This is a genomic window from Effusibacillus dendaii, from assembly GCF_015097055.1.
Lineage (GTDB): Bacteria > Bacillota > Bacilli > Tumebacillales > Effusibacillaceae > Effusibacillus > Effusibacillus dendaii.
The window spans coordinates 2133355-2155809 of record NZ_AP023366.1; the positions used below are offsets into that span (position 1 = coordinate 2133355).

Here is a 22455-nt window from a genome sequence, read left to right on the forward strand (position 1 = left end):
ATTTGCCCTGTCAGGCCCCCAGCTATGTAACAGTTTTGGTTCAGAAGAATTGATTTTTTGTTGAATCCGTACTAAGTTGAAGAAAGGCAGTCGAAACCAACATCAGAATTTTGGGAAATGGAAGTGGAGGGAAGAGAATTTTGTACCGTAAAGACCTTTATGTATTTGACGGGAACCGTCCGGTCAGGGCACTTGTCCGGAATTATACAGAAGCCGATTTTAATCAACTGATCGAAATTCAACAGGAATGTTTCCCGCCCCCTTTTCCGTCTGAATTGTGGTGGAATAGGCAGCAGCTGCAAAACCACGTCACACTCTTCCCAGACGGCGCTCTTTGTATCGAAATCAATGAAAAATTGGCCGGATCCATGACGGGGCTTTTGGTCCATTTCGATCCTGATCACCCGAACCACACGTGGGAAGAGATCACCGATGCCGGATACATTCGCAATCACGATCCGAACGGCAACACCTTATACGTGGTGGATATCAGCGTCCGCCCTTCGTACCGCAAACTGGGCTTAGGAAAATGGTTGATGCAGTCCATGTATGAACTGGTCGTTGAGAAAAGGCTGACCCGTCTGCTTGGCGGCGGTCGGATGCCTGGCTACCACAAAGTGGCTGACCGGATGTCACCCGAACAATACCTGGCTGCTGTCCTAAACGGCGATTTGCAGGACCCGGTCATCACGTTTCTGCTCCGCTGCGGGCGCACACCCTTGCGCGTGGCAGAAAACTATCTGGACGATGCGGAATCCTGCCATTATGCCGTTTTAATGGAGTGGAAAAATCCTTTTTTAAACCGTTTTCGGTGATTCCGTTTTTCGCCTTGCAAACAATAGGCCGCAAAGAATGGCAAACAGGAGGGTGGACAGTGTCGACGCTTCTAACAAACCGTTCATTCCCGTAAGGTCGTACACTTCCCCCAGCCAAACCGGCCCCAGTCCTGTCCCCAGAAACAGACAAAAAGCGAATACCGACATGGCTGTCGCCCTTGCCTGCGGCAGCAGTTCGGTAGCAAACGTTTGCAGCGCAGAATGGCAGAAGCTGTACCCCACGCCCAGCAGCACAAAGCCAATGGTTAAAGCGGTGACCGTCGGCAACAGCCAAATCACGCCATACCCCAAAGCCATCAACAAGCCGCCAAACAGGGGCATCTGCGGTTGGCCGATTTTTCGAACCATGACAGATATCAGAAAACTGCCGCCGAACGCCCCCGCACTATATAGGGCGGTCAACAGACCGATCGTGAAAAAGTTAAGGCCAAGCGATAAATGGCCGTATAAGCCAAGAAATGTAAACGCCCCGAAAAAAGTGGCCCCTTCCAGAAAGATCATCGCATAAATCGCCCAGCTTCTCTTCTTGGAAAAAATCAATCGGTATCTCTCGCGCAGCGGAATCAGGGCCTTTTCTTCCACAGAGTGCGTCGAACGCTGCCGGAAGAACAGCAGAACCGCCGGTACAGCCAATACACCGGTCATCACAAACAGCATTTTCCAACTCACGAACTGCGAAACTATACCCCCAATCACGATCCCTAATGCCTGCCCGGATGTGGACATCGACATAAAGAACGCAATCGCTTTCGGCCGTTCCTGAATCGGGAAGCTGTCCCCAATTTGTGCCAATGCAATTGGAATGATGCCGGCTGCAAACATACCGGTGACAATGCGCATCACAAACATCCAGTTAAACGAACTCATAAACGAACAGGAAAACGTACTGATCGCAAACAAAGAAAAAGCAAGCGTAATCGTGCGGATTTTACCAATCCGATCCGCTAAGGGACCATAGAATAACTGAAACAATCCGTAAGGAATCGAGTAAGCCGTTATCAACAGACCGGCTGTCGATTCCCCGACATGCAGATCGCTTGCCACTGCAGGCAAAATAGGTGACAGAGACCGGTTGTCTGCGTTTACAAGAAAACCGGACAATCCGAGCGCCCACAGCAAAGCAATCAACACGTTTCGGCCAAGCGCTGTATCCCTCTGAACTGTTGTATGGGGCAACGAGGGCGACAAATCTGATTTCATAGCAAGACTCCTTTTTCATAATGTTCACGCGAATGATGGCATCCAACTCGTTACTAGATCCACTATAGTACAGATTGTAAAATCAGGGGAGCCATATTCACCCAATTTTGTTGATGATCGGTGGATATACTCATTTCCGAAGGGAACATTTACGAACGGGGGAACGGATATGACGATCGATTACACACCGACAATCTGGCCGGAAGAACCGCCTCTAATCGATGCGGTCAATTGCCAAAAATGTGAACTTGCGATGCAGCGTAAACGGGTCATATGGGGAGAAGGAGATCCGAACGCTCCCATCATGGTGCTCCCGGACAATCCGGGAGCACGGGAAACGCCGTCCGGCGAGTCGTTTGTATGTGGAACGCGGCAAACGTTGCAGATAGCCGTCCATCAAGTCGGTTTACAAAAAGAGAACCTGTACATCACGTCTATTCTGAAATGCCGTCCCATTCGGGCCTATCAAAAAGACACAGCCTGTTCCGCCTGTCTATCCCACCTGAATCGACAAATCCTTGAAAAATCGCCGCAAATGTCATTCTGTCTCGGCAATGTGGCGGTTCAATCTTTTTGGGACGACCCTACTTCGGACATCAAACCCCTGCAGGGTACCTGGCACACGGTTCGGGGTATTCCGACTGCAGTTTCCTATCACCGCTGGTTATCCGCCGCAGGCCGAATCTTCTTGGCGTTTTTATGGAGGATTGGCAACAGGTAGCCGAGCGGTATCGTACGCTTGATTAACACTCTTGCCAAGTTACATTTTGAAAAGAAAAAAGCCACCCCTCTACGGCGCCAAGTTCACTTCGACCCATACTTCAGACCATTTTTGAATGCCGCGAATGATCGGCTCCAAGGCGTTCCCTTTTTCCGTTAAGGAGTACTCGACACGTATAGGTACTTCCGCGTATATTTGACGGTTTACGAGACCTTCCTCTTCCAATTCTTTGAGTCGTTCCGAGAGAAGTCTTCCGCTCACGGGAAGCGCTGATTCAATTTCAGAAAATCTTTGGGGCCCGGAAAGAAGCTGATATAGGATCAAAACGGTCCACCGCTTGCCAAGCAACTGCATGGCTTTTTCAAATCTGGGTCAGAGATGAGAACCGTGCATATACTTACCCCCTTACTCGTAAATTCAGTATACTCTTCCCCTAAGTCCTTTTCAAAAAACAGTTTTCCTGAATCGCATAATCCGAATCTACCGTTAAAATTACATCCGTCCCGATTGTAAAAAATTACGGTTAAGCACCAGTAAGTGCCTAACCGCTAATATTGTCTTTGATTGCCCAAAGACGATTGGTCTCCTGCTAATTACAATTATGCGGATTTGTTAGCCTTCTGCAAAGCCCATGCGCCCGGACCGCTCAAAAAGACAGAAACAGCGCCGGCCAGTAAAAGCAGCTCCAACTCGTACCCGCCAACATATCCCTTCCCTACTTTCGTGAGAAGAATTGCCAGCAGCATATCGATCGCCAAAAGAGGGGATACAAATCGTGTACCTGACCCAATGAATAGCAAAATCCCTCCGGCAACTTCCAGCAACCCAATGAAAATCACAGCCTGATAAGGCAGCGGAATGCCAATTTTCTCGAAAAATGGAGCCACTTGTGCCGCGTTTGTGAGCTTTGGCAACCCGTGCAGAATAAATGATAGCGCAAGTACAAAACGGATGACCGTTGGAGCAAACCTCGAAAGTTTATCCAAAAATAAACTCCCCTTCCACAAAATTACGTTAAGTAATGTACTTACTTAACGTAACGAATAATACTTTAGTAACAAAATTTAATCAAGTATTATTTTTTAGTCGATCGGATTCGTGTTGTTTACCCAGGTTTCAGCCCATTTCTGTACTTGTTCCATTACAGGTTGAAGCGCTCGTCCTTTATCAGTCAATTCATATTCTATTCTTACCGGAATTTCCGGATAAACCGTCCGTTTGATAATATCCTCTGCTTCCAACTCCTTGATTCGCTCCGTCAACATCCGATCGCTCATGTTCGGGATCACTTCGGAGATTTCTTTGAAACGCTTGGGTCCGCTTAGAAGCACTTGGATAATCAGTCCACTCCAACGTTTTCCCAATAAATTAAAAGCCGATTCAAACTTTGGGCACAATGTTTCATGTTCCATTGAGATATCACCTCTCGCTACTTATTTTATCATAGTCACTTGACAAAAGTAAGTTATTGTTTGTATTATACTGACATAAAGTAAGTAGCAAACATTTTGTATAACAGAGGAGGAATATTAGAAATGAGCGCAGGTCTGCTTATTATTCGTTTAATTGTGGGGTTGACTTTTATGGGACACGGCGCCCAAAAACTTTTCGGTTGGTTCGGCGGATATGGTCTGAAAGGAACCGGCGGATGGATGGAATCAATCGGATTTAAGCCGGGGGTTCTGATGGCTGCCTTAGCCGGTATTGCCGAATTGCTGGGTGGACTCCTGCTGGCTTCCGGCGTTTGGTTTACATTAGGCGCCGCACTTATTGTCATTACGATGTTAGGTGCGATTCCTGTGCATATTAAAAATGGATACTGGGCTGATAAAGGCGGATTTGAGTATCCATTCATTCTAATCGCAATCGCTGTCGGCTTGGCACTAATCGGACCAGGAGGTTACACACTATGATTAAGGTATACCCTGCGGAGTCGCGGTTTAACGCGAACCACGGGTGGCTGCAAAGTTACTTCAGCTTTTCGTTTGCAGAATATTACGATCCCACCAACATGAATTTCGGCCCCATGCGTGTCCTAAACGATGATACGGTGCAACCTAAAGAAGGATTTGGAGACCATCCGCATCGCGAAATGGAGATTGTCACGATTGTGCTGAAAGGACAGTTGCAACACCGGGACAGCGTTGGGAACACCGAGATATTGAGATTCGGAGAAGTGCAGCGAATGACCGCTGGAACAGGTGTCATTCACTCAGAAGTAAATCCGTCCGAAACGGAAGAAGTAAACCTGCTGCAGATGTGGTTTGAACCCATGCAAAGAGGGCTGCACCCTTCTTACGAGCAAAAGGCATATAATAAGTCAGACATGAAAAATCGCCTGTTGCCGGTTGTTTCAAACCAGCATCACTCCGAGAATGTGACCCATATTCATCAGGATATGACGATCTATCTTTCGGAACTGGATGCAGGCAGCTCCCTTTCGTTTACACAAGCCCCCAATCGGCGAATCTTCTTTTTTGTAATCGAAGGGGAAGTAAATTTGAATCAGACTGATAAGTTAAAAAGACGTGACTCGGCAAGAATCACCGCCACCCCAACATTAGACATTCAAACAGATACCGGGGCGTTTATCATGTTAATTGATTTGCCATAAGTTCGGTTAATACACATTTTAAATACAATACCTACATTTGAATGGAGGATCCTTCACATGGCCAATGTAAAGCTTGCAATTATCTACTACAGCTCGACAGGCACTAACTACAAGCTCGCTCAAACAGCTGCTGAAGCGGCAAGAGAAATAGGCGCGGATGTAAAAGTTTTGAAGGTACAGGAACTGGCACCAGAATCCGCAATCGAAAGCAACCCGGCATGGAAAGCTCATTATGATGCGACGAAAGATGTGCCCGTCGCAACACCTGATGACATCGTATGGGCCGATGCAGTGATCTTCTGTACACCGACTCGTTTCGGGAATGTGGCATCACAAATGAAGCAATTTCTGGATACTACCGGTGGGATTTGGTTTCAAGGCAAAACCGCTAATAAAGTAGTAAGTGCAATGTCTTCCGCAAGCAACTCTCACGGCGGCCACGAACAGACAATTCTCGCTCTATACGCCACGATGTACCATTGGGGTGCTATTGTTGTGGCTCCAGGCTATACAGACCCTTCTGCATATAAGGCGGGGGGAAATCCATATGGAACAAGTGTAACGGTCGATAACAACGGCAACTGGATAGAGGACGTGACGGATGCGGTACGCCATCAGGCTAAACGGGTTGTAACGGTAGCAGATTGGATAAAGAAAGGTCAGGCCTGAATCAATCGCGTACAATAATTTACGAGGCTGCCCAAAGTAGTTTTTCTACTGGAAGGCAGCCTCTCGTTTATTAATTTTTAGTCATATAGAAAGCATTAAGAGGATAACTGATTGGGATAAGATCTACTCATAAACAAACCGGCTCCCACCACCACAGATGAACAGAGCGCCCATAACCCAATCATGTCCACCAATCCCAAACGAATTGCATGGCTGATCGCAGCGGCCAAACGGTGATCGATGACGCCCCGTGCAGAATGCAGTTTTCGTTGCGCCATTCCTCAATCATATACTGAGGACTGCGGCTTAAGTAGCGGATGAGAATCAACACAACGCCGATAACATAAAAAAACGAATCCCAAGCGATATGAGCAACACTGACCCCAGCGACGGAAAAGCGGATCCAAACAGAGAACTTCCTGCAATTACGATCGACTGTGTCGTAACACACGTCAATAAAATTCCGCCATGCACTTGATCCCACAGCTTCTCCCTTATGATCATCCTAAAGTTCCGAAATGCTTGAAAAAGATAAATGATCCAGAGCAGCACATTCACACTAAACATGACCAGCGCCCCATTCGAATCGCAGGCAGTTCTTTTGTTATCGAAACAATGGTTACAGATATTTCGGCGACCCATATGCCGATGGCAAAACTGGAAATTGGGTTTGTAAAATGACGTTCATAGAATGTTCCTTGCAATACTTCCCTCCATATCCGACACATAGCCGGACAACCATCGTAAACAGCAGAATGGCGAGATAAGGTCCGGCGTAATGAAGCAGGGGATGGATTTGTCGGACGGCTCCGCTTATCAGGATTCCAAAAGCCATGGCTATCGCGCCGTCTCCCGTCTGGACGGGTTCCCGATAGAAGGACGCGATCATTAATGCGATAAAGAAAATAACAGCATAGCACCAAACCATCCCGCCACCACCTCCATCAGCATGCCGGATTTCCCCAGTTGATGTGATTTATGTCACAAGGGTGGCATGAGTTCTTCTTTATAATCATTCTGTGTTGGACCTGCTTATTAGATTAAAACTTGTGGAAGAGGGGAATTCAAGATGCTTAGTTCTGAAACAATCCAAATTATCAAGTCAACCGTACCCGTATTGCAAGTCCATGGCAACGCCATTACAACCCGCTTTTATCAGCTTCTTTTTACAAATCATCCGGAATTGCTGAACGTTTTCAACCATGCGAACCAAAAACAGGGCAGACAACAAACTGCGCTCGCCAATGCGGTTTATGCCGCTGCCGCTAATATTGACAATCTGGAAGCGATTTTGCCAGTCGTCAAACAAATCGCCCACAAACATAGAAGCTTGGGGATCAAACCGGAACAATATCCGATTGTCGGCGAAAATCTGCTGGCTGCCATCAAAGACGTGCTGGGCGATGCGGCAACCGATGAAATCATTCAAGCATGGGCGGAAGCGTATAACGTAATTGCGGACGCTTTTATCAGTGTGGAACATGATTTGTATCAACAAGCGGAACAACAAACAGGCGGTTGGAAAGACTTCCGTGATTTTGTAGTAACGAAAAAGGTGAAAGAGAGCAGCGTGATTACTTCTTTCTATTTGAAACCGGCGGACGGCAAGGCAGTCCCTCATTTTCAGGCCGGTCAATATCTTGGCATCAAGGCCACTATTCCCGGCGAGAAAAATACGCATATCCGCCAATACAGTTTATCCGATGCACCGGGCAAAGATTATTACCGGATTAGTGTAAAACGGGAAGATGCCATGCCGAACAAATCAGCAGGTATCGTTTCCACTTACCTCCACAATCAAGTGCAAGAAGGCGATATTTTACAAATCAGCGCGCCTGCCGGAGTCTTTACTCTCGATACGGAAAAGGAAATTCCGGTTGTTCTCCTGAGCGGTGGAGTCGGATTGACCCCGATGGTAAGCATGTTGAATACCCTGATTGAATTCTACCCCGACCGAAAAGTGACTTATGTCCATGCCGCAATCAACAGTAACTATCACGCAATGAAAGAGCACGTGGCAAAGCTTGCTGCTGAGAATGAGAACGTGAAGTCTTTCGTTTGCTATGAAAAACCGACGAAACAAGACCGAATAGCAAAAAACTTTGATAAAGAAGGCTTCATTGATTTGCAATGGCTGAAATCAATACTTCCGAACAACGAGGCAGACTTCTATTTCTGCGGACCCGTTCCCTTCATGAAAGCCGTTTATCGCGCTTTGAAAGAATGGGGTGTTCCGGAAGAACGCATTCACTTTGAATTCTTCGGTCCAGCCGGTTCTTTGGAAGAAGAGGCTGCTTCGGCAATTGCTCGCTAGCCCCGATAGCAAAAAAATCCCGATGGTTGCATGATTCCATCGGGATTTGCTTTTCTTTTAATCTGCTTTCAACCCCGCACCGCATAAAGGGATAACCACTTTTTCAGCATCAGACGCGAACGGATTGCTTTTGAAAAGCGGCTCGTGCTTTGATGACATCTTTCCGCTTAGACAGTGGTTTACATATTCGATAAACCCCGCATAAGTGGCAGCCGTTGTCGGTTCGACAAAAAAACCTTGCTTGGCCAGTTCAAGCCGGGCGCTCTGAATCGACTTTTCCGGAGCCGTAACGATCACACCATTCGTATCGCGAATAGCGGCCAAAATTTGGCGGCTGCGCGGCGGATCGGCAATCGCGATCCCTTCTGCTTCCGTACCGGTATTGACAACCGGCTCCGCCACTTCTTTTTCCGATTCGAAAGCATGGGCAAGTGGAGCACAGCCTTCCGCTTGCACAGCCAGGAAACGAGGCATTCTGTTTATCAGTCCCAAACTGAGCAATTCTTTGCATCCATAATAGGCGCCCAATACAAGGGTGCCGTTTCCGACCGGGATTACCAACACTTCGGGTACGTTTCCACCTAACTGTTCCCATATTTCAAACGCATACGTTTTGGTCCCTTGGTAGAAGAAGGGATTGTATACATGGCTGGCGTAAAAAACATCTCCTTTTTCGACAGCCGATTTTGCAGCGGCCGCTGTATCCTCTCTGCTTCCAGGAATCGTGTGGACCTTGGCTCCATGCGCAGAAATCTGTTTGATTTTCTTTGCGGACGTACTTTCCGGCACATAGATATCACATGCCATACCTGCCCGGTTCGCATAGGCTGCAATTGACGTTCCGGCATTTCCGCTGCTGTCAGCCGCCACCTTGGTGGCTCCCAGTTCCTGCGCTTTTGCAATCAGCACGGCCGCTCCCCTGTCTTTAAAAGACAAGGTTGGCATGATATAGTCTAATTTCAGGAGGACACCGGGTGACTCCGCACGGAACTGTATGAGCGGTGTAAATCCTTCCCCCATTGTGATAGACTGCCAGGCGTTATACTCCGGATCGAAAGGAAGAGCTTCCTTGTAGCGCCATAAGGTAGCGGATCTTTGTTGAATATTTTCGATCGGGAACTCGATTTTAAATGCTTCCAGATCAAGCAGTCCGCCACACTCACAACGCCACACAAACGTTTTGGGATCATATTTCTTTCCGCAATCACTGCATTCAAACTGCAAATCCATACAGACTTCCTTCTTTCGCCAATTTTCATATCAAACTCTTTTATAGGGTCTCTATCTTCGATTATCATTAGCATAAGCAACTGCGTTTTAGACTTCAAGAAAAATCAGTCCCTTTCCATTTTCGCGAGTAATTATCGTATATAAACAAAAGCATGAATCAAAATTTTCGTAATCGGAGGAATCACTCATGATCAAGATTCATCATCATGAAGATGTCGTTTGTGCAGAAGGAATCGTACAGATGGGAGAACGGAATTCGAGCGTTTATGTTTTCTTTGTCGATGGATTATTAGTGGACACCGGGCCGCAAAGCCTGGAAAATGACCTGATTTCGTTTTATCAGTCGATTGATTTTGATTCGGTCGTTCTCACACACAGCCATGAGGATCACGTGGGTACCGCCTCCTGGATCGAAAAAAACAGAAATGTGCCTATCTTTATCCATGCCTCGGGAGTGGATTTTTGTTCGCAACCGGCCGACTATCCAAAATACCGGCAAATCAGATGGGGAATCCGAAAGGAATTCACAGCTCAACCATTGGGACAGTCTATACAATCACAATCCCACACCTGGAAGGTCATTTACACACCCGGTCATGCGAGTGACCACGTTGCGCTTCTCAATGAGAATACGGGGATTTTGTTTTCTGGAGATCTGTTTCTGACTCCGAAAACAAAGGTGATTATGCGTGATGAATCCGTTCCTGTCATCATGAATTCGATTCGATCCGTACTTTCGTATGACTTTCAAACCATGTTTTGCTCTCACGCGGGATATATAGCCGATGGTAAAACGATGTTGAAAATCAAATTGGACGATCTGGAAAATCTCAGTGGAGACATTATGCATCTGCATAAGCTCGGCCTCTCCCTTACAGAAATCGATAAACAGCTATTCCCGAAAAAATATCCGATTGTTTTGGCTTCTGAAGGTGAGTTTGACTCCTTGCATATTGTTCGGTCCGTCATTGGAAATCAGGAGAATGATTGGTAAGCCCCCTAGAATATATCCGTATGGAAGGATGTTTTCTCGATCTCTATTCTAAGGGGCACACTCTATCCGACTTGCTTTTTTCCTGTTCGATTTTTTCTTATTCGGTTATGGCTTCAGCAGAACTTTGATGCATCCATCTGTTTTGGTATCAAAAATTTCATATCCTTTTTTTGCTTGATCCAGCGGCAGTACATGCGTAAACACGTCGCTCGAATCAACCTTTCCTTCGGCAATCAATTTGTACAGGTAGGGCATATAGTGGATAACCGGCGCCTGTCCCGTTCTGATGTTAATATTGCGTTGGAATAGATCCCCCAGCGGGAAGCCATTATACCTCATACCGTAAACCCCTGTTATTTGAATGGTGCCGCCTTTTCGAACAGCTTGACTGGCAATCACGAGAGCGCCCAAGGCACCGCCTTGCAGGTGCAATCCCGTTGCAAGAAATTCCATCGGGGTCATCTTCCCATCCATGCCGACCGCGTCGATGACGACATCCGCCCCGCCTTGGGTTATTTCTTTCAGATGATTCCCAATATTTTGCTCCTGTTCAAAATTGACCGTTTCCACCTTATTGGTGCGTTTTGCATGTTCCAACCGGTAATCGACATAATCGACGGCAATTACCCGTTTTGCACCTTTCAGCCAGCAAAATTTTTGCGCGAACAGTCCGACGGGACCACATCCGAGGACAATCACTGTATCCCCGTCTTTCACTCCGGCATTATCGACACTCCAGTACCCAGTCGACATTGCGTCGGCCAGTGGCGCCAATTTTTCATCTTCCAGCTCACTCTCCTCAGGAACCTTAAAATGGGTGAAATTCGCGAAGGGAACTCGCAAATACTCGGCCTGCCCACCCGCGTACCCGCCGGTCGTTTCGGCATAGCCGAAATAGCCCCCCATGTCGCCATGCGGGTTCGAGTTGTCACATTGACTTTCCAACTCATGCTTACAATACCAACATTCGCCACAACTGATGTTGAACGGGATGATGACTCGATCCCCTTTTTTTACTTTGGTAACCTCCGGCCCCACTTCCTCCACAATTCCCATCGGTTCATGTCCGATAATAAAGTTTTCGGGAAAATTGGGAATCATTCCGTGAATGAGATGCAAATCCGATCCACAGATGGCTGTACTTGTGATCTTGACGATCATATCATCCGGTTTTTCGATTTTGGGATTCTGGACCTCTTTGACCTCCACATCTTTTATGCCTTGATACGTAACGGCTTTCATGATCAGTTTGTCCTCCTAAATGTTTTTTTCTAACGTGTCGAATGTGCCGAGTCGAGAGGTATGGTCCGGGAACAGCTTTAATTCTGCAATCTTAAGCGTTGTGTCTGCTGATTTCATATCCAATTGAAATTGCTCACTCAGATTATAGGGATGAAACCATCCTTTACTGATCATGAGGTCGCTAATCTTCTCGTGCATCGCAAGAGCTTCTTCCATGTGATTACGTACGGTTGCCCGAACTTCAGGGGTTGCAATTTCTGTTAACGCAATCGCACAATTCCTTACCCCGTTTTTTGCCGCCATCAGAAAATCAAGCGCTATCGTTGAATCCGCAAGTTCGGGCATGCCTTTCGCGTTTATAGGGTCTAAAAAATCATTATTCATTCAGCTTTCACCTCAGATCGATTGGATTGGAGCTTTGGCGTAATGGCTTTTCAGTTCATTTATTTGTTTGATCGATTGTTGTACGTCCTGCTGCATCAATTCTTTAAGATCTTTATCAAACACTACACCTTGCATCAGTTTCGATTTGGCTAAGCAAATGGTTTTAAAGTTGAGAAGTTCGTGTATTTCCATCGATTCGTGAAATGCTAACCCTTGCGTTTCCATATGTGCTTCACCTCCCATTTTTGCGCAATCGCACGTATTTTCTCCTGCCGGTGCCGGTTTATACGAAAATCCAGTCCGGCCCGTATCGTTCAATAAAAAAGATGCCCCTTGCGATTTTAGGGAGCATCCCGTTGCTATATTTTCTCTTAATAAATAACATCGTTTGAGCTACACTTTAAACTTTCCAAGAAGAACTGATTTCTTCCATCGAAGCCATTTGTTCCTCCACAGAAGCTGCGACATTTTGAGTGCTTACGGAAGTTTCTTTCGAAACTTGAGCAACGTTCGAGATTGAAGCCGAAACCGGCTGGGAACCGGCTGACATTTGCTGTGCCGTGGCAGACATTTCTTCAATTTGATCCGCAACATGCTGCATCGACTGTAAAATTTGCGTGAAGTTCCATTCAGTTTCATGAGCTAGATCAATGCCTGACGCGACTTCCTTTTTTACTTCATTTATTACATCCACCGACTGTTTCGTGTCATCCTGTATCTGTTTAATTAAATTCGTAATTTGACCGGCCGATGCAGAGGACTGTTCCGCCAGCTTCCGTAAGAGCATCCATTGCAGATGAGTAACTGAGCAGACGTTGCCGCCTATGTGTCTCAACTTGTGCAGGCAGCTTCTAACCTACATTCCAGAGCACCAGGATGCAGGTACATATAAATCCCTTTGTGTTAATCATACTGCTGCGTTGTAACAATCCATTGACATTGCTGTAACAACCTTGTAATAAAATTAAGAATTTTAAATAAATATGTACTTATGAAAATATTTTTCATAAAAACTCTCAGAAATTCAAATTTCGCTTTTCTTGGGGCAGCCAATATGTAACCGACTCAAAAACCCGTCGGCCTAGAAGACCGGCGGGTTATATACTTGACCAGTTACCCTAATTTCTTAATACCGGTATTTGCTTGGACAAAAATTTGGGTGTGCTTCTCTTCTTCCTGTTTCGTAGCCGAACCGGTTAAAACTGTACCGAGGTAAGCGGCAAGAAATCCAAGTGGTATAGATACAATTCCCGGATTCTTCAATGGAAAAATTGCATCGGCAGCAGGCATGACGTTCGGGCTTAATAAAATTAATCCGACAGAGCCAATAAGACCTGTCAACATTCCGGTTACAGCCCCCGCGCTATTAAATCTTTTCCAGAAAATCGTGAAAACGATAACTGGCAGATTAGCGCTTGCGGCCACACAGAATGCAAGAGCTACAAGATACGAAACATTAAAATTTTTCGCACCGAGCGCAAGAATAATGGATACCACAGCGATCCCAAAAGACGCCCAACGTGCTGCTTTCATCTGCTCCGTTTCAGTCGCTTGCCCCTTTCGCAGAACATTAGAATAAAAATCGTGTGCGAATGCGCTTGCCGCTGAGATAACCAGCCCGGCTACTACTGCAAGGATTGTTGCGAAGGCGACAGCCGAAATGAAGGCAAGAAAGATGTTCCCTCCAAGATATTCGGCCAATTGAGGGGCCGCCAAGTTTCCTGCCGCATTTGCCTTTTTAATCATGTCTTGACCAACAAAATAGGCAGCTCCGTAACCCAGAATCGGTGTCATAAGATAAAACAGACCGATTATCCAAGTAGCAATTACGATGGACTTACGTGCTGTCTTGGCGTCAGGTACTGAAAGAAAACGAATTAAGATATGTGGTAAACCTGCTGTACCAAGTACTAACGCAAGATTCAATGAGATTGAATCTAAACCCGCGCTAATGGTGGTGGGCGTAGGCGGTGTAACCGCTTTATCACCGATTTTGGCAGCCACCTGGTTAAACATTTCAACCGGATTGAAACTGAAGTGAGCAAGAACCATCAGTGAAAGAGCGATTGTTCCGCCCATCAACAAAACTGCCTTTACGATCTGAACCCAAGTAGTTGCCAGCATCCCGCCAGCCACAACGTAGATTGTCATTAGAATCCCGATAATGATAACTGATGTCGAATAATCCAAACCCAGGAGCAACTTGATAATTGCACCTGCACCGACCAGTTGCGCGATCATATAAAATGTGCTTATCGCAAGTGTATTGAGCGCGGCCGCAGAACGGATCGCCTTTGCATCAAACCGGGCTGCTATCATATCGGCCATCGTATATTTTCCGAGATTTCGCAATGGTTCAGCAACGATAAATAGAACTACAAGGTATGCAACCAAATAACCAATTGAATAGAAGAATCCGGAAAACCCATTTAATGCGATGGCGCCGGCGATACCGAGGAATGAAGCAGCAGACATGTAATCTCCTGCAATCGCGAGTGCATTTTGCCAGCCTGTGATGGTTCCACCGGCCACATAGAATTCGCTGGTGGATTTGTTTCTCCTTGCGGCCCAATAGGTGATCAACAGAGTGAGCAATATAATTCCCACAAAAAATGAAAATGCCGTAGTATTCATTCTGCTTTCCCTCCTTTAGCGGTTATTTCCTGTTTCACACTATTCACCAATTCATCAAACCGCTTTGCCTTCTTCATATACAGGTGGCAAAGGCCCCAAGTCATAACAAACTGAGCAAAGGCATACATGTACGCCCAATTAATTACCCCAACCGCCTTTCCATTAAGTACCGTTGTATAGGCGGTTAGTATCGGAAGAATAAAGTAAAACACAAAAAAGAAAATAGTAGCTGGAACGATGAAGGAACGCTTTTGACGAATAAGTTCTTGAAAGGATCGTGTTTGAAACGCACGGTTCCAGTCGCCCGTTGTTGTTACGTTTGAATACGTACCGTGGTTTATGGAAGCGTTTACATTTGTTTTAATGTCCGACTGCATTCTTTCTCCCCCTTATGAATTGTGTTCTTAACATTTCCCCGCAAAAGCGGAGGATTGCACAAAGAGGCACCACCTCGCTTTCCGGATACATCGGCTGATAGTAGTCGCGCCGTGATACACGTAAGTAATCGTTATCCCCGTCTTATGACCGGAAATATTCCAAAAAAGCCCGCAAAAAAGCCCGCAAAAAAGCCCGCAAAAAAGCGGAAAAGTATCGGTGAAATTTTCAGAATTAATAATTATTTTAAATAAAAAGTATAGCTTTTTGACATAAAAAGCGTGAAATGTTATTTTCTTTGTCTCAAATGTTGAATTTATTGACTGTATTGTCAAATGTCTTATCTGAAGAGAAACCGGTTGTTCAAATTGACGTTATAATACAAGTTATCTGTGTTGATTAAATTAAAGTAAATAGTTTAAATTTTTTATAAGTTACACCATTTGTTTATGATCCGGTATTGAACAGGAGGTGATCCTTTAAAGACGATTGATTCCCAAAAACAGCTCCTGCTGAACCCAGGGGCGGATTGTTTCCTTTGCATAATCATGAAAGTTAGGGGGACTGATTATGAACGATAAAAACATTGAACAGGAATTGATTCCTGTTATGACCACTGAACATAATCTTACATGTTATGAGGAAGCGTATTACAATTTTAAGTGGGAAGATATTGAAAAGGAATTCAGTTGGAGCAGAACAGGCAAAGTGAATGCTGCGTATGAGGCTCTCGATCGACATGTTGACGAAGGTCTCGGAGATAAGCTCGCCTTGTTGTTTAGTGATGAAACTCGCGAGGAATCTTATACGTTTGCTGAAATGAAGACGCTCACAAACAAGTTTGGAAATGTTTTGCGTTCGCTTGGTATTACCAAAGGAGACCGGGTTTTTATTTTTATGCCCAGAAGCCCGGAATTATACACGGCGTTCATTGGTTCGATTAAGATTGGCGCTATTGTGGGACCGCTTTTTGAAGCATTTATGGAAACGGCTGTCAAGGATCGTCTGCTAGATTCCGAAGCGATTGCCATCGTAACCACTCCAAAATTAAAAGAACGCATTCCTCTTGCTGAACTCCCGGCTCTCAAGCATGTCATCGTGGTGGGAGAAAAAGGACAATTAGGAGAACGAGAGTTGAGTTTTGAAATATTGATGGAAGAAGCTTCCGACCAACTTGAAATCGAATGGGTAGATCGTGAAGACGGGATGCAATTACATTACACATCGGGTTCGACCGGAAAACCGAAAGGCGTTCTTCACGTTCACAATGCAATGCTTCAACATTTTCAAACAGGTAAATGGGTGCTTGATCTCCGTCAAGATGACATTTATTGGTGTACAGCTGACCCGGGGTGGGTGACCGGTACTGCGTATGGGATTTGGGCCCCGTGGCTGAATGGCGTAACCACAGTTGTTCGGGGAGGACGTTTCTCGCCCGACGATTGGTATCAGACTATCGAGAAAAACCGTGTCAATGTTTGGTATTCCGCACCGACGGCGTTTCGAATGCTGATGGCAGTTGGTGACGATATAACGACCAAATTTGACCTCTCATCGCTTCGCCATGTTCTGTCCGTTGGGGAACCACTGAATGCTGAAGTGGTTCGATGGGGATTGAAAGTTTATAGGAAGCGGATACATGATACTTGGTGGATGACGGAAACAGGTGCACAAATGATTTGTAACTATCCGTCAATGCCAATTAAGCCTGGTTCAATGGGAAAACCTTTCCCGGGCATTTATGCAGCAATTGTGGATGACCAGGGAAATGAACTGCCACCATATACAATGGGAAATTTAGCCTTGAGGACACCATGGCCATCGATGATGCGCAGAATCTGGAATAATCCCAATAAGTACGATGAATATTTCAGGCTCGAGCCTTGGTATATTTCTGGTGATTCGGCTTACAAAGACGAAGACGGCTACTTTTGGTTCCAGGGACGCGTCGATGACGTGATTAATACCTCTGGCGAGAGGGTGGGACCATTTGAAGTCGAGAGTAAGCTTGTTGAACACCCGGCAGTAGCCGAAGCCGGTGTGATCGGAAAGCCGGATCCGCTTCGAGGGGAAATCATCAAAGCGTTTATCGCATTGCGGGAAGGATATCAACCATCTGAACAGTTGATTGAAGAGATTAAGAATTTCGTAAAAAGAGGCATGGCTGCCCATGCGGCTCCGCGTGAAATCGAATTCCGGGACAAGCTTCCCAAAACACGCTCCGGCAAAATTATGCGCCGTGTATTAAAAGCCTGGGAATTGGGATTGCCAACCGGCGACCTTTCGACTATGGAAGATTAATTCCACTAGATACCGAACGAAGACCTCATTTGCAAACGATGAGGTCTCTCAATACTGAAGGGGATCCTATGAATCCGACTTATTTTATTTTTTTTCTCGCAATTCTTTTTGGAACCGTAGTAATTAGTTATTGGTCAGCAAAGAGAGGAAACTCCACACATCTTTTTTATTCCGCCGGAGAGAGTCTTACGGGGATTCAAAATGGCTTGGCAATTGCGGGAGACTACATGAGTGCGGCTTCTTTTCTTGGAATCACGGGGGCTATCGCCCTTCACGGTTTTGACGGTTTTCTTTACTCAATCGGGTTTCTGGTTTCGTATTTAGTACTTTTATTTATTGCCGAGCCTATTCGACATTTAGGGAAGTTCACACTCGGTGATGTGATTAATGTCCGCTTTCCGTCTCATGGCTTACGATTCATTATTTCGATAAACGCAATTCTCATTTCTGTTTTATATATGGTTCCACAGCTGGTGGCAGCAGGTCTTCTCATTCATTTGTTACTCGGTATCAACTATACAATCGCGGTAATAGTAACGGGTATGTTGATGACTATGTATGTCGTATTTGGGGGAATGGTTTCCACTTCGTGGCTGCAGATTATCAAAACTGTCTTGTTGTTGTCAGGAACCCTTATGATTTCCTTGATTGTTTTGTCTCGCTTCCATTGGAACGTATTGAGTCTGTTTGATCGGGTGAAAGAAGTTAATCCTTATGGAGAGCAGTTTTTCCGCCCTGGAAATCTCTTTGCCAATTCATTGGACACACTCTCCCTCAACTTTTCTCTCATCCTGGGAACGGCTGGATTGCCCCATATTTTGAATCGTTTATTTACCGTAAGAGATTCAAATTCTGTACGTCAATCGGTAGTAACAGCAACTTGGGTGGTCGGCATTTTTTATTTAATCACACTGATTTTGGGCTTGGGTGCCGTCTCTTTGGTGGGGTGGGATAAAATGGTTTTCGTTGATCCTTCGGGGAATTTCACCGCCCCATTATTAGCTTCCGCATTGGGAGGGGAATTTTTTATGGCCTTCATCTCTGCTGTTGCCTTTGTGACCATGTTGGCTGTGGTGACCGGCTTGCTCCTCTCGGCTGCATCTTCATTTTCTCATGACGTGTACAATCATCTGCTGCGAAACGGGGTGGCGTCAGAGAAAAGCCAGCTGCAAATGGCAAAGATAGCAGCTGCGGTTATCGGCCTCATTTCAATTCTACTATCTGTAAGCATGAAAAATATAAATGCAGCTTTTCCTGTGTCGCTTACTTTTGTACTTGCCGCTTCAACTAATTTGCCCCTGATCTTATTTACACTTTATTGGAAACGCTTCAATACTGCGGGAGCGGCAACAGGCATCATTACCGGAATGGCGGCATCCTTAATTTTTGTTTTTTTCGGGCCCCATATGATGCATATATACGGCGGCGGTATCGAAGGCGATGCTGTTTTCCGCTTAAATTATCCTGGAATCGCAGTCATACCCCTAGGCTTTATTGGCGCTATACTAGGTACAGTATGTTCCAAACAGCCTGTAAATGAAGAGAATTTTCTAAGAGTATTTGTACAATCACAAACCGGAATCAAACCAAATGAAACACGGGTGGACAGTCAATGGGAGAACTGACTATTTATTTATTTGAACGGGTTGGCCTGCTCCTGTTACTATCTTTCATGCTAACTCGTTTTACATCGTTTCGCTATTTATTAGATCGAAAACTCAATTGGAAAACCATTCTATTTCACTCCATCATTTTTGGTACATTTGGCATTATAGGAACTTTAGTGGGTGAATTAATTGATCACGGAAGTACAGTTCCCAAGATGTTCGCGTCTGAACCCCTACAGGGCCAAACACTAGTCGGATCTACATTAATCGTGATTGTTATCGCGGGCTTACTAGGCGGTCCATCAGTAGGTATCCTATCAGGCGCTATTACTGGTACCTACTTTTATTTTTGGTTGCCGGAAGCGCAGTTAGCCGGCGGTATTATTAGTCCCATCGCCGGACTGTTAGCAGGTTTAACGGCGCGTTTCTTTTCTCAAGAACGTATAATTGCTCCCTCGAAAGCAATGTTTATCGGAATGTTTCCTCCGATTATATATATGGGTCTTCTGTTAATTTTCACATCAACGCCCGAAAAGTCAATTTCAGTCGTGAATATGATTGGATTGCCCCTTGTGATCACCAGCAGTTTAGCGATTGCGATCTTTACCGCAATGATTCAGGTAGCTGTAAGTGAGCAGGAACAAGAAGCTGCAATCGAAACTAAACGGGCGTTACGGATTACGGAAGAAACTTTACCTCACTTGAAAGAAGGATTAGGATTCGAAACTGCCTTTGAAATTGCAAAATTATTGCATAACGAGTTAAAAATTGCAGCCGTGTCGATTACAAATAAGTCCCAGGTATTGGCTCACATTGGGCTTGGATCAGACCATCATAAAGAGGGGGAAACGCTGCAAACGTACTTATCCCATACAGCAATTGAAAGCGGGGAAATCCAGGTTGCAGTGAATAGCGAACAGATTCAGTGCAGTCACCCGAATTGTCCGTTGCAAGCGGCTATTCTTGTCCCGTTGAGTCAATCGGGCGAAGTTGTCGGGTTAATCAAATTATATTTTCATCGTCCTCAACAACTTAGAACCGTGGAAGTTGCAATAGCACAGGGGTTGGGAAAATTGATTTCAAACCAATTAGACGTTGTGGCCGTGGAGAAGATGAAAAACCTTTTGCAGGAAATGGAGCTTCGTAATTTACAGGCACAAGTCAATCCGCATTTTTTCTTTAATACACTGCACCTTATTTCCACCCTGATCCGTGTGAATCCCGATTTGGCACGTCACCTGATTGTGCAACTAGGCCATTTTATGCGGCTTAACTTAAAAATTGCAGCATCTCCTTTGATTTCCTTGGAACAGGAAATAGAACATCTGTATGCTTACATTGAAATCGTCAAAGTTCGGTTTGCAGATCAACTCACGATTGAATGTCATATTGCTGATGGAGTTGAAAAGGTATTGATTCCGCCTTTAACTCTCCAACCTTTGGTGGAAAACAGCATCAAGCATGGACTCAAGCATGTTTCAGGAGGGGGAAAGATCGAAGTACACATCCGAAAGAATGGAGAAGAGACCGAACTTAAGATATGGGATAATGGAGTTGGTATACCGAGTACGTTTATAGGCAAATTAGGTAAACAGCCGATCTCAAGCGGGGAAGGCTCAGGGATTGGGGTTTACAATGTAAATCAGCGATTAATCGGCCTATTGGGTATTAGGTCATCTCTAAATATTGAAAACTTGACACCCAGAGGATGTTGCATTTCATTTCGGATCCCTATTCCAAAGGAAGAACGGAGTGATGTACATGAAGATTCGAGCCATGATCGGAGAGGACGAGCGGTTGGCACGGGAGGAATTAACCTACCTGATTCAACACCATGACGATTTTATACTTTGTCCCAGCGCGGAAAATGGGAAACAACTGTTAGAATTATACCATCAATATCGACCAGATGTGATTTTTTTGGATATTCACATGCCTTTATTGTCGGGCATGGAAACAGCAAAAGAATTGGTTGCACTTAGCAATAAAACGGGTGACAGGCCGCCAATACTCGTTTTTACCACTGCGTATGATGAGTATGCACTCCAAGCGTTTGGAGTAGAAGCAATTGATTACCTTTTAAAGCCTTACGATTTACAACGTTTTAATAAGGCCCTTTCACGTGTACGTAAACAATTTTCATTTGACCAGCAGCAATCTTCGAACCCACTGATTTCAGATATTTCGAATCCACTTCCTCGCAGTTCCAAGCTTTTGATTGAAGACGGTGAAAAAGTGGTCGTCCTAACTCCGGAAGCGATTCTATACGCTGTTCGGACGGACAGACTTATTGAAATCTATACAGATAAGGAAAAAATTCAAACTCGAATGACATTACAGGAATTAGAAGAAAGGGTGAAAGGGTTTTCGTTTTTTCGCCCGCATCGTAGTTATTTAGTCAATTTGGAATATATTCATGAGATAACACCTTGGTTTAACGGAGCTTACAACATAATTTTAAAGAATAAAGAAAAAACAAAAATCCCGGTCAGTAGAAGCACAGCTAAGACACTGTTTAGAATCCTGCAAGAATAGACGGAAAATGAAAACACTAGCACTAACCGATACATGGGATTCTCTACCCCTTAGCTCCTCCGCTTCCATTCTCTTATGACATTTAATAGGAATTTTAGACAAACTTTGATAAGTATTGCCGTTAAGGCACTGCTGGTATACGAAGATAAAGGTCAGGCCTTTTTACGATAAGGTCTGACCTATTTTAACGAGGCAAGAATTTTGCGACAAACAAAAGAAACACGTCAAATCAAAAATCTCCCAAACTGAAGCGGGTTATTCATATCGAAAGTTGTCCTTAAATCACGAATTACCCCGATCACAATCGATCATTGAAACTTTGAATCATTTCTCCATCGCCTGAGCAACTTCCGTACTGCTATGTCATTCCGTCGCCTGTATTATAATTGTTTCCCTACTTGAATTTATATCGTGATTTCAAATCAAGTGTGATCTATTTATATATCGGACATCTCTGATCTCAATATCAGGGCATAATTTGGGCTCATTTTTAGCCATTGCCTCGAATATGGTTTACTATCTAACACCACAAATCCTGTTGACCCCCTCTCGGATCTTCTCCACATTCTCTCTATGAATCCACCACAGCCAATCACTTTGGAAAGGAAGGAAAACGATGACTGTTTCCGACTGCTGTGGCGCTCCAACCAAGGTGGAAAATCGATTGGATCATCCCTTAGTTTATGACGACCCGTATGTTTTGTGGATTCCCGTAGTGGTGTGTACGAAATGCGGAAAGGTCATTGGTCTGAATCCAACTGAAATTTGTAAGGATGAAGAAAAATTAAATTAATTTGGC

General features: G+C 45.0%; 24 protein-coding genes. 11 read left to right on the forward strand and 13 right to left on the reverse strand.

Annotated elements, in window-relative coordinates:
* Positions 1-140: 140 nt before the first annotated feature.
* Complete coding sequence (locus tag skT53_RS11455; RefSeq protein WP_200757013.1) at positions 141-815, forward strand: GNAT family N-acetyltransferase; 675 nt, start codon at positions 141-143, stop codon at positions 813-815.
* Here the strand turns inward: skT53_RS11455 and skT53_RS11460 are convergent.
* Positions 798-2036, reverse strand: coding sequence for an MFS transporter (locus skT53_RS11460; RefSeq protein WP_200757014.1), 1239 nt, complete (start codon positions 2034-2036; stop codon positions 798-800). The genes skT53_RS11455 and skT53_RS11460 overlap by 18 nt on opposite strands.
* 169 nt (positions 2037-2205) lie before the next feature.
* Here skT53_RS11460 and skT53_RS11465 point away from each other — a divergent pair, with 169 nt between their 5' ends.
* On the forward strand, positions 2206-2757 hold the full coding sequence (locus skT53_RS11465) for a uracil-DNA glycosylase (protein WP_226375196.1): 552 nt from the start codon (positions 2206-2208) through the stop codon (positions 2755-2757).
* 69 nt (positions 2758-2826) lie between these two features.
* Here the strand turns inward: skT53_RS11465 and skT53_RS11470 are convergent, their stop codons facing one another.
* The 3 genes from skT53_RS11470 to skT53_RS11480 form a co-directional block, all read right to left on the reverse strand.
* Complete coding sequence (locus tag skT53_RS11470) at positions 2827-3111, reverse strand: winged helix-turn-helix transcriptional regulator (protein ID WP_200757016.1); 285 nt, start codon at positions 3109-3111, stop codon at positions 2827-2829.
* A gap of 245 nt (positions 3112-3356) precedes the next feature.
* Positions 3357-3743, reverse strand: a complete 387-nt coding sequence (locus tag skT53_RS11475; RefSeq protein ID WP_200757018.1) for a DoxX family protein — start codon at positions 3741-3743, stop codon at positions 3357-3359.
* 96 nt (positions 3744-3839) lie between these two features.
* The gene (locus skT53_RS11480) at positions 3840-4169 is read right to left on the reverse strand and encodes a winged helix-turn-helix transcriptional regulator (protein ID WP_200757026.1); all 330 of its coding nucleotides are present in this window, start codon (positions 4167-4169) and stop codon (positions 3840-3842) included.
* Between the two features lie 123 nt (positions 4170-4292).
* On the opposite strand from skT53_RS11480, the gene skT53_RS11485 reads away from it, so the two are divergent.
* From skT53_RS11485 to wrbA, 3 genes are read left to right on the forward strand one after another with little or no spacing between them, the layout of a single operon-like run.
* Positions 4293-4670 (forward strand): DoxX family protein, encoded by a 378-nt coding sequence (locus tag skT53_RS11485; protein WP_200757028.1) that lies wholly within the window; start codon positions 4293-4295, stop codon positions 4668-4670.
* Positions 4667-5371, forward strand: coding sequence for a pirin family protein (locus skT53_RS11490; protein ID WP_200757030.1), 705 nt, complete (start codon positions 4667-4669; stop codon positions 5369-5371). Before skT53_RS11485 ends, skT53_RS11490 begins: the two co-directional genes overlap by 4 nt.
* A gap of 57 nt (positions 5372-5428) precedes the next feature.
* Complete coding sequence (gene wrbA, locus skT53_RS11495) at positions 5429-6040, forward strand: NAD(P)H:quinone oxidoreductase type IV (protein WP_200757037.1); 612 nt, start codon at positions 5429-5431, stop codon at positions 6038-6040.
* Between the two features lie 95 nt (positions 6041-6135).
* Here the strand turns inward: wrbA and skT53_RS11500 are convergent, their stop codons facing one another.
* Both skT53_RS11500 and skT53_RS11505 read right to left on the reverse strand, forming a co-directional pair.
* Entirely contained in the window at positions 6136-6318 is a 183-nt protein-coding gene (locus skT53_RS11500; RefSeq protein WP_200757039.1) for a hypothetical protein, read from the reverse strand.
* Between the two features lie 341 nt (positions 6319-6659).
* On the reverse strand, positions 6660-6968 hold the full coding sequence (locus tag skT53_RS11505; RefSeq protein WP_200757041.1) for a hypothetical protein: 309 nt from the start codon (positions 6966-6968) through the stop codon (positions 6660-6662).
* A gap of 141 nt (positions 6969-7109) precedes the next feature.
* Here skT53_RS11505 and hmpA point away from each other — a divergent pair, with 141 nt between their 5' ends.
* The gene (gene hmpA / locus skT53_RS11510) at positions 7110-8354 is read left to right on the forward strand and encodes an NO-inducible flavohemoprotein (protein WP_200757043.1); all 1245 of its coding nucleotides are present in this window, start codon (positions 7110-7112) and stop codon (positions 8352-8354) included.
* Between the two features lie 57 nt (positions 8355-8411).
* On the opposite strand, the gene skT53_RS11515 is transcribed toward hmpA, so the two are convergent.
* Complete coding sequence (locus tag skT53_RS11515; protein WP_200757045.1) at positions 8412-9584, reverse strand: threonine synthase; 1173 nt, start codon at positions 9582-9584, stop codon at positions 8412-8414.
* A 187-nt stretch (positions 9585-9771) separates the two neighbouring features.
* Between skT53_RS11515 and skT53_RS11520 the strand changes: the two genes are divergently transcribed.
* Positions 9772-10578, forward strand: a complete 807-nt coding sequence (locus skT53_RS11520; RefSeq protein WP_200757047.1) for an MBL fold metallo-hydrolase — start codon at positions 9772-9774, stop codon at positions 10576-10578.
* 105 nt (positions 10579-10683) lie between these two features.
* Here the strand turns inward: skT53_RS11520 and skT53_RS11525 are convergent, their stop codons facing one another.
* From skT53_RS11525 to skT53_RS11550, 6 genes are all read right to left on the reverse strand, one after another.
* Positions 10684-11820, reverse strand: a complete 1137-nt coding sequence (locus skT53_RS11525; RefSeq protein WP_200757049.1) for a zinc-dependent alcohol dehydrogenase — start codon at positions 11818-11820, stop codon at positions 10684-10686.
* A gap of 15 nt (positions 11821-11835) precedes the next feature.
* Positions 11836-12204 (reverse strand): spore coat protein, encoded by a 369-nt coding sequence (locus skT53_RS11530; RefSeq protein WP_200757050.1) that lies wholly within the window; start codon positions 12202-12204, stop codon positions 11836-11838.
* 12 nt (positions 12205-12216) lie between these two features.
* Complete coding sequence (locus skT53_RS11535; protein WP_200757051.1) at positions 12217-12429, reverse strand: spore coat protein; 213 nt, start codon at positions 12427-12429, stop codon at positions 12217-12219.
* Positions 12430-12604: 175 nt separating this feature from the next.
* On the reverse strand, positions 12605-13039 hold the full coding sequence (locus skT53_RS11540) for a methyl-accepting chemotaxis protein (protein WP_200757053.1): 435 nt from the start codon (positions 13037-13039) through the stop codon (positions 12605-12607).
* A gap of 278 nt (positions 13040-13317) precedes the next feature.
* Positions 13318-14838 (reverse strand): solute symporter family protein, encoded by a 1521-nt coding sequence (locus tag skT53_RS11545; RefSeq protein WP_200757055.1) that lies wholly within the window; start codon positions 14836-14838, stop codon positions 13318-13320.
* Positions 14835-15215 carry a DUF485 domain-containing protein gene (locus skT53_RS11550; protein ID WP_200757057.1) on the reverse strand — a complete coding sequence of 127 codons (381 nt, stop codon included), beginning with the start codon at positions 15213-15215 and terminating at the stop codon, positions 14835-14837. Before skT53_RS11550 ends, skT53_RS11545 begins: the two co-directional genes overlap by 4 nt.
* 568 nt (positions 15216-15783) lie before the next feature.
* On the opposite strand from skT53_RS11550, the gene acsA reads away from it, so the two are divergent.
* The 4 genes from acsA to skT53_RS11570 all read left to right on the forward strand — a co-directional run bounded on the left by acsA (position 15784) and on the right by skT53_RS11570 (position 21656).
* Complete coding sequence (gene acsA / locus skT53_RS11555; RefSeq protein ID WP_200757059.1) at positions 15784-17514, forward strand: acetate--CoA ligase; 1731 nt, start codon at positions 15784-15786, stop codon at positions 17512-17514.
* A gap of 68 nt (positions 17515-17582) precedes the next feature.
* Positions 17583-19139 carry a solute symporter family protein gene (locus skT53_RS11560; RefSeq protein WP_226375197.1) on the forward strand — a complete coding sequence of 519 codons (1557 nt, stop codon included), beginning with the start codon at positions 17583-17585 and terminating at the stop codon, positions 19137-19139.
* Positions 19127-20959, forward strand: coding sequence for a LytS/YhcK type 5TM receptor domain-containing protein (locus skT53_RS11565; RefSeq protein ID WP_200757061.1), 1833 nt, complete (start codon positions 19127-19129; stop codon positions 20957-20959). Before skT53_RS11560 ends, skT53_RS11565 begins: the two co-directional genes overlap by 13 nt.
* The gene (locus skT53_RS11570) at positions 20883-21656 is read left to right on the forward strand and encodes a LytR/AlgR family response regulator transcription factor (RefSeq protein ID WP_200757063.1); all 774 of its coding nucleotides are present in this window, start codon (positions 20883-20885) and stop codon (positions 21654-21656) included. Before skT53_RS11565 ends, skT53_RS11570 begins: the two co-directional genes overlap by 77 nt.
* The last annotated feature ends 799 nt before the right edge of the window (positions 21657-22455 follow it).

Excerpts from the sequence above, each read along its gene's own strand:
- skT53_RS11460 (WP_200757014.1), bottom strand. The coding sequence starts at position 2,036 with ATGAAATCAGATTTGTCGCCCTCGTTGCCCCATACAACAGTTCAGAGG.
- skT53_RS11465 (WP_226375196.1), top strand. The coding sequence starts at position 2,206 with ATGACGATCGATTACACACCGACAATCTGGCCGGAAGAACCGCCTCTA.
- skT53_RS11470 (WP_200757016.1), bottom strand. The coding sequence starts at position 3,111 with ATGCAGTTGCTTGGCAAGCGGTGGACCGTTTTGATCCTATATCAGCTT.
- skT53_RS11480 (WP_200757026.1), bottom strand. The coding sequence starts at position 4,169 with ATGGAACATGAAACATTGTGCCCAAAGTTTGAATCGGCTTTTAATTTA.
- skT53_RS11485 (WP_200757028.1), top strand. The coding sequence starts at position 4,293 with ATGAGCGCAGGTCTGCTTATTATTCGTTTAATTGTGGGGTTGACTTTT.
- skT53_RS11490 (WP_200757030.1), top strand. The coding sequence starts at position 4,667 with ATGATTAAGGTATACCCTGCGGAGTCGCGGTTTAACGCGAACCACGGG.
- wrbA (WP_200757037.1), top strand. The coding sequence starts at position 5,429 with ATGGCCAATGTAAAGCTTGCAATTATCTACTACAGCTCGACAGGCACT.
- skT53_RS11500 (WP_200757039.1), bottom strand. The coding sequence starts at position 6,318 with ATGGCGCAACGAAAACTGCATTCTGCACGGGGCGTCATCGATCACCGT.
- skT53_RS11505 (WP_200757041.1), bottom strand. The coding sequence starts at position 6,968 with ATGGTTTGGTGCTATGCTGTTATTTTCTTTATCGCATTAATGATCGCG.
- hmpA (WP_200757043.1), top strand. The coding sequence starts at position 7,110 with ATGCTTAGTTCTGAAACAATCCAAATTATCAAGTCAACCGTACCCGTA.
- skT53_RS11515 (WP_200757045.1), bottom strand. The coding sequence starts at position 9,584 with ATGGATTTGCAGTTTGAATGCAGTGATTGCGGAAAGAAATATGATCCC.
- skT53_RS11520 (WP_200757047.1), top strand. The coding sequence starts at position 9,772 with ATGATCAAGATTCATCATCATGAAGATGTCGTTTGTGCAGAAGGAATC.
- skT53_RS11525 (WP_200757049.1), bottom strand. The coding sequence starts at position 11,820 with ATGAAAGCCGTTACGTATCAAGGCATAAAAGATGTGGAGGTCAAAGAG.
- skT53_RS11530 (WP_200757050.1), bottom strand. The coding sequence starts at position 12,204 with ATGAATAATGATTTTTTAGACCCTATAAACGCGAAAGGCATGCCCGAA.
- skT53_RS11535 (WP_200757051.1), bottom strand. The coding sequence starts at position 12,429 with ATGGAAACGCAAGGGTTAGCATTTCACGAATCGATGGAAATACACGAA.
- skT53_RS11545 (WP_200757055.1), bottom strand. The coding sequence starts at position 14,838 with ATGAATACTACGGCATTTTCATTTTTTGTGGGAATTATATTGCTCACT.
- skT53_RS11550 (WP_200757057.1), bottom strand. The coding sequence starts at position 15,215 with ATGCAGTCGGACATTAAAACAAATGTAAACGCTTCCATAAACCACGGT.
- acsA (WP_200757059.1), top strand. The coding sequence starts at position 15,784 with ATGAACGATAAAAACATTGAACAGGAATTGATTCCTGTTATGACCACT.
- skT53_RS11560 (WP_226375197.1), top strand. The coding sequence starts at position 17,583 with ATGAATCCGACTTATTTTATTTTTTTTCTCGCAATTCTTTTTGGAACC.
- skT53_RS11565 (WP_200757061.1), top strand. The coding sequence starts at position 19,127 with ATGGGAGAACTGACTATTTATTTATTTGAACGGGTTGGCCTGCTCCTG.
- skT53_RS11570 (WP_200757063.1), top strand. The coding sequence starts at position 20,883 with ATGAAGATTCGAGCCATGATCGGAGAGGACGAGCGGTTGGCACGGGAG.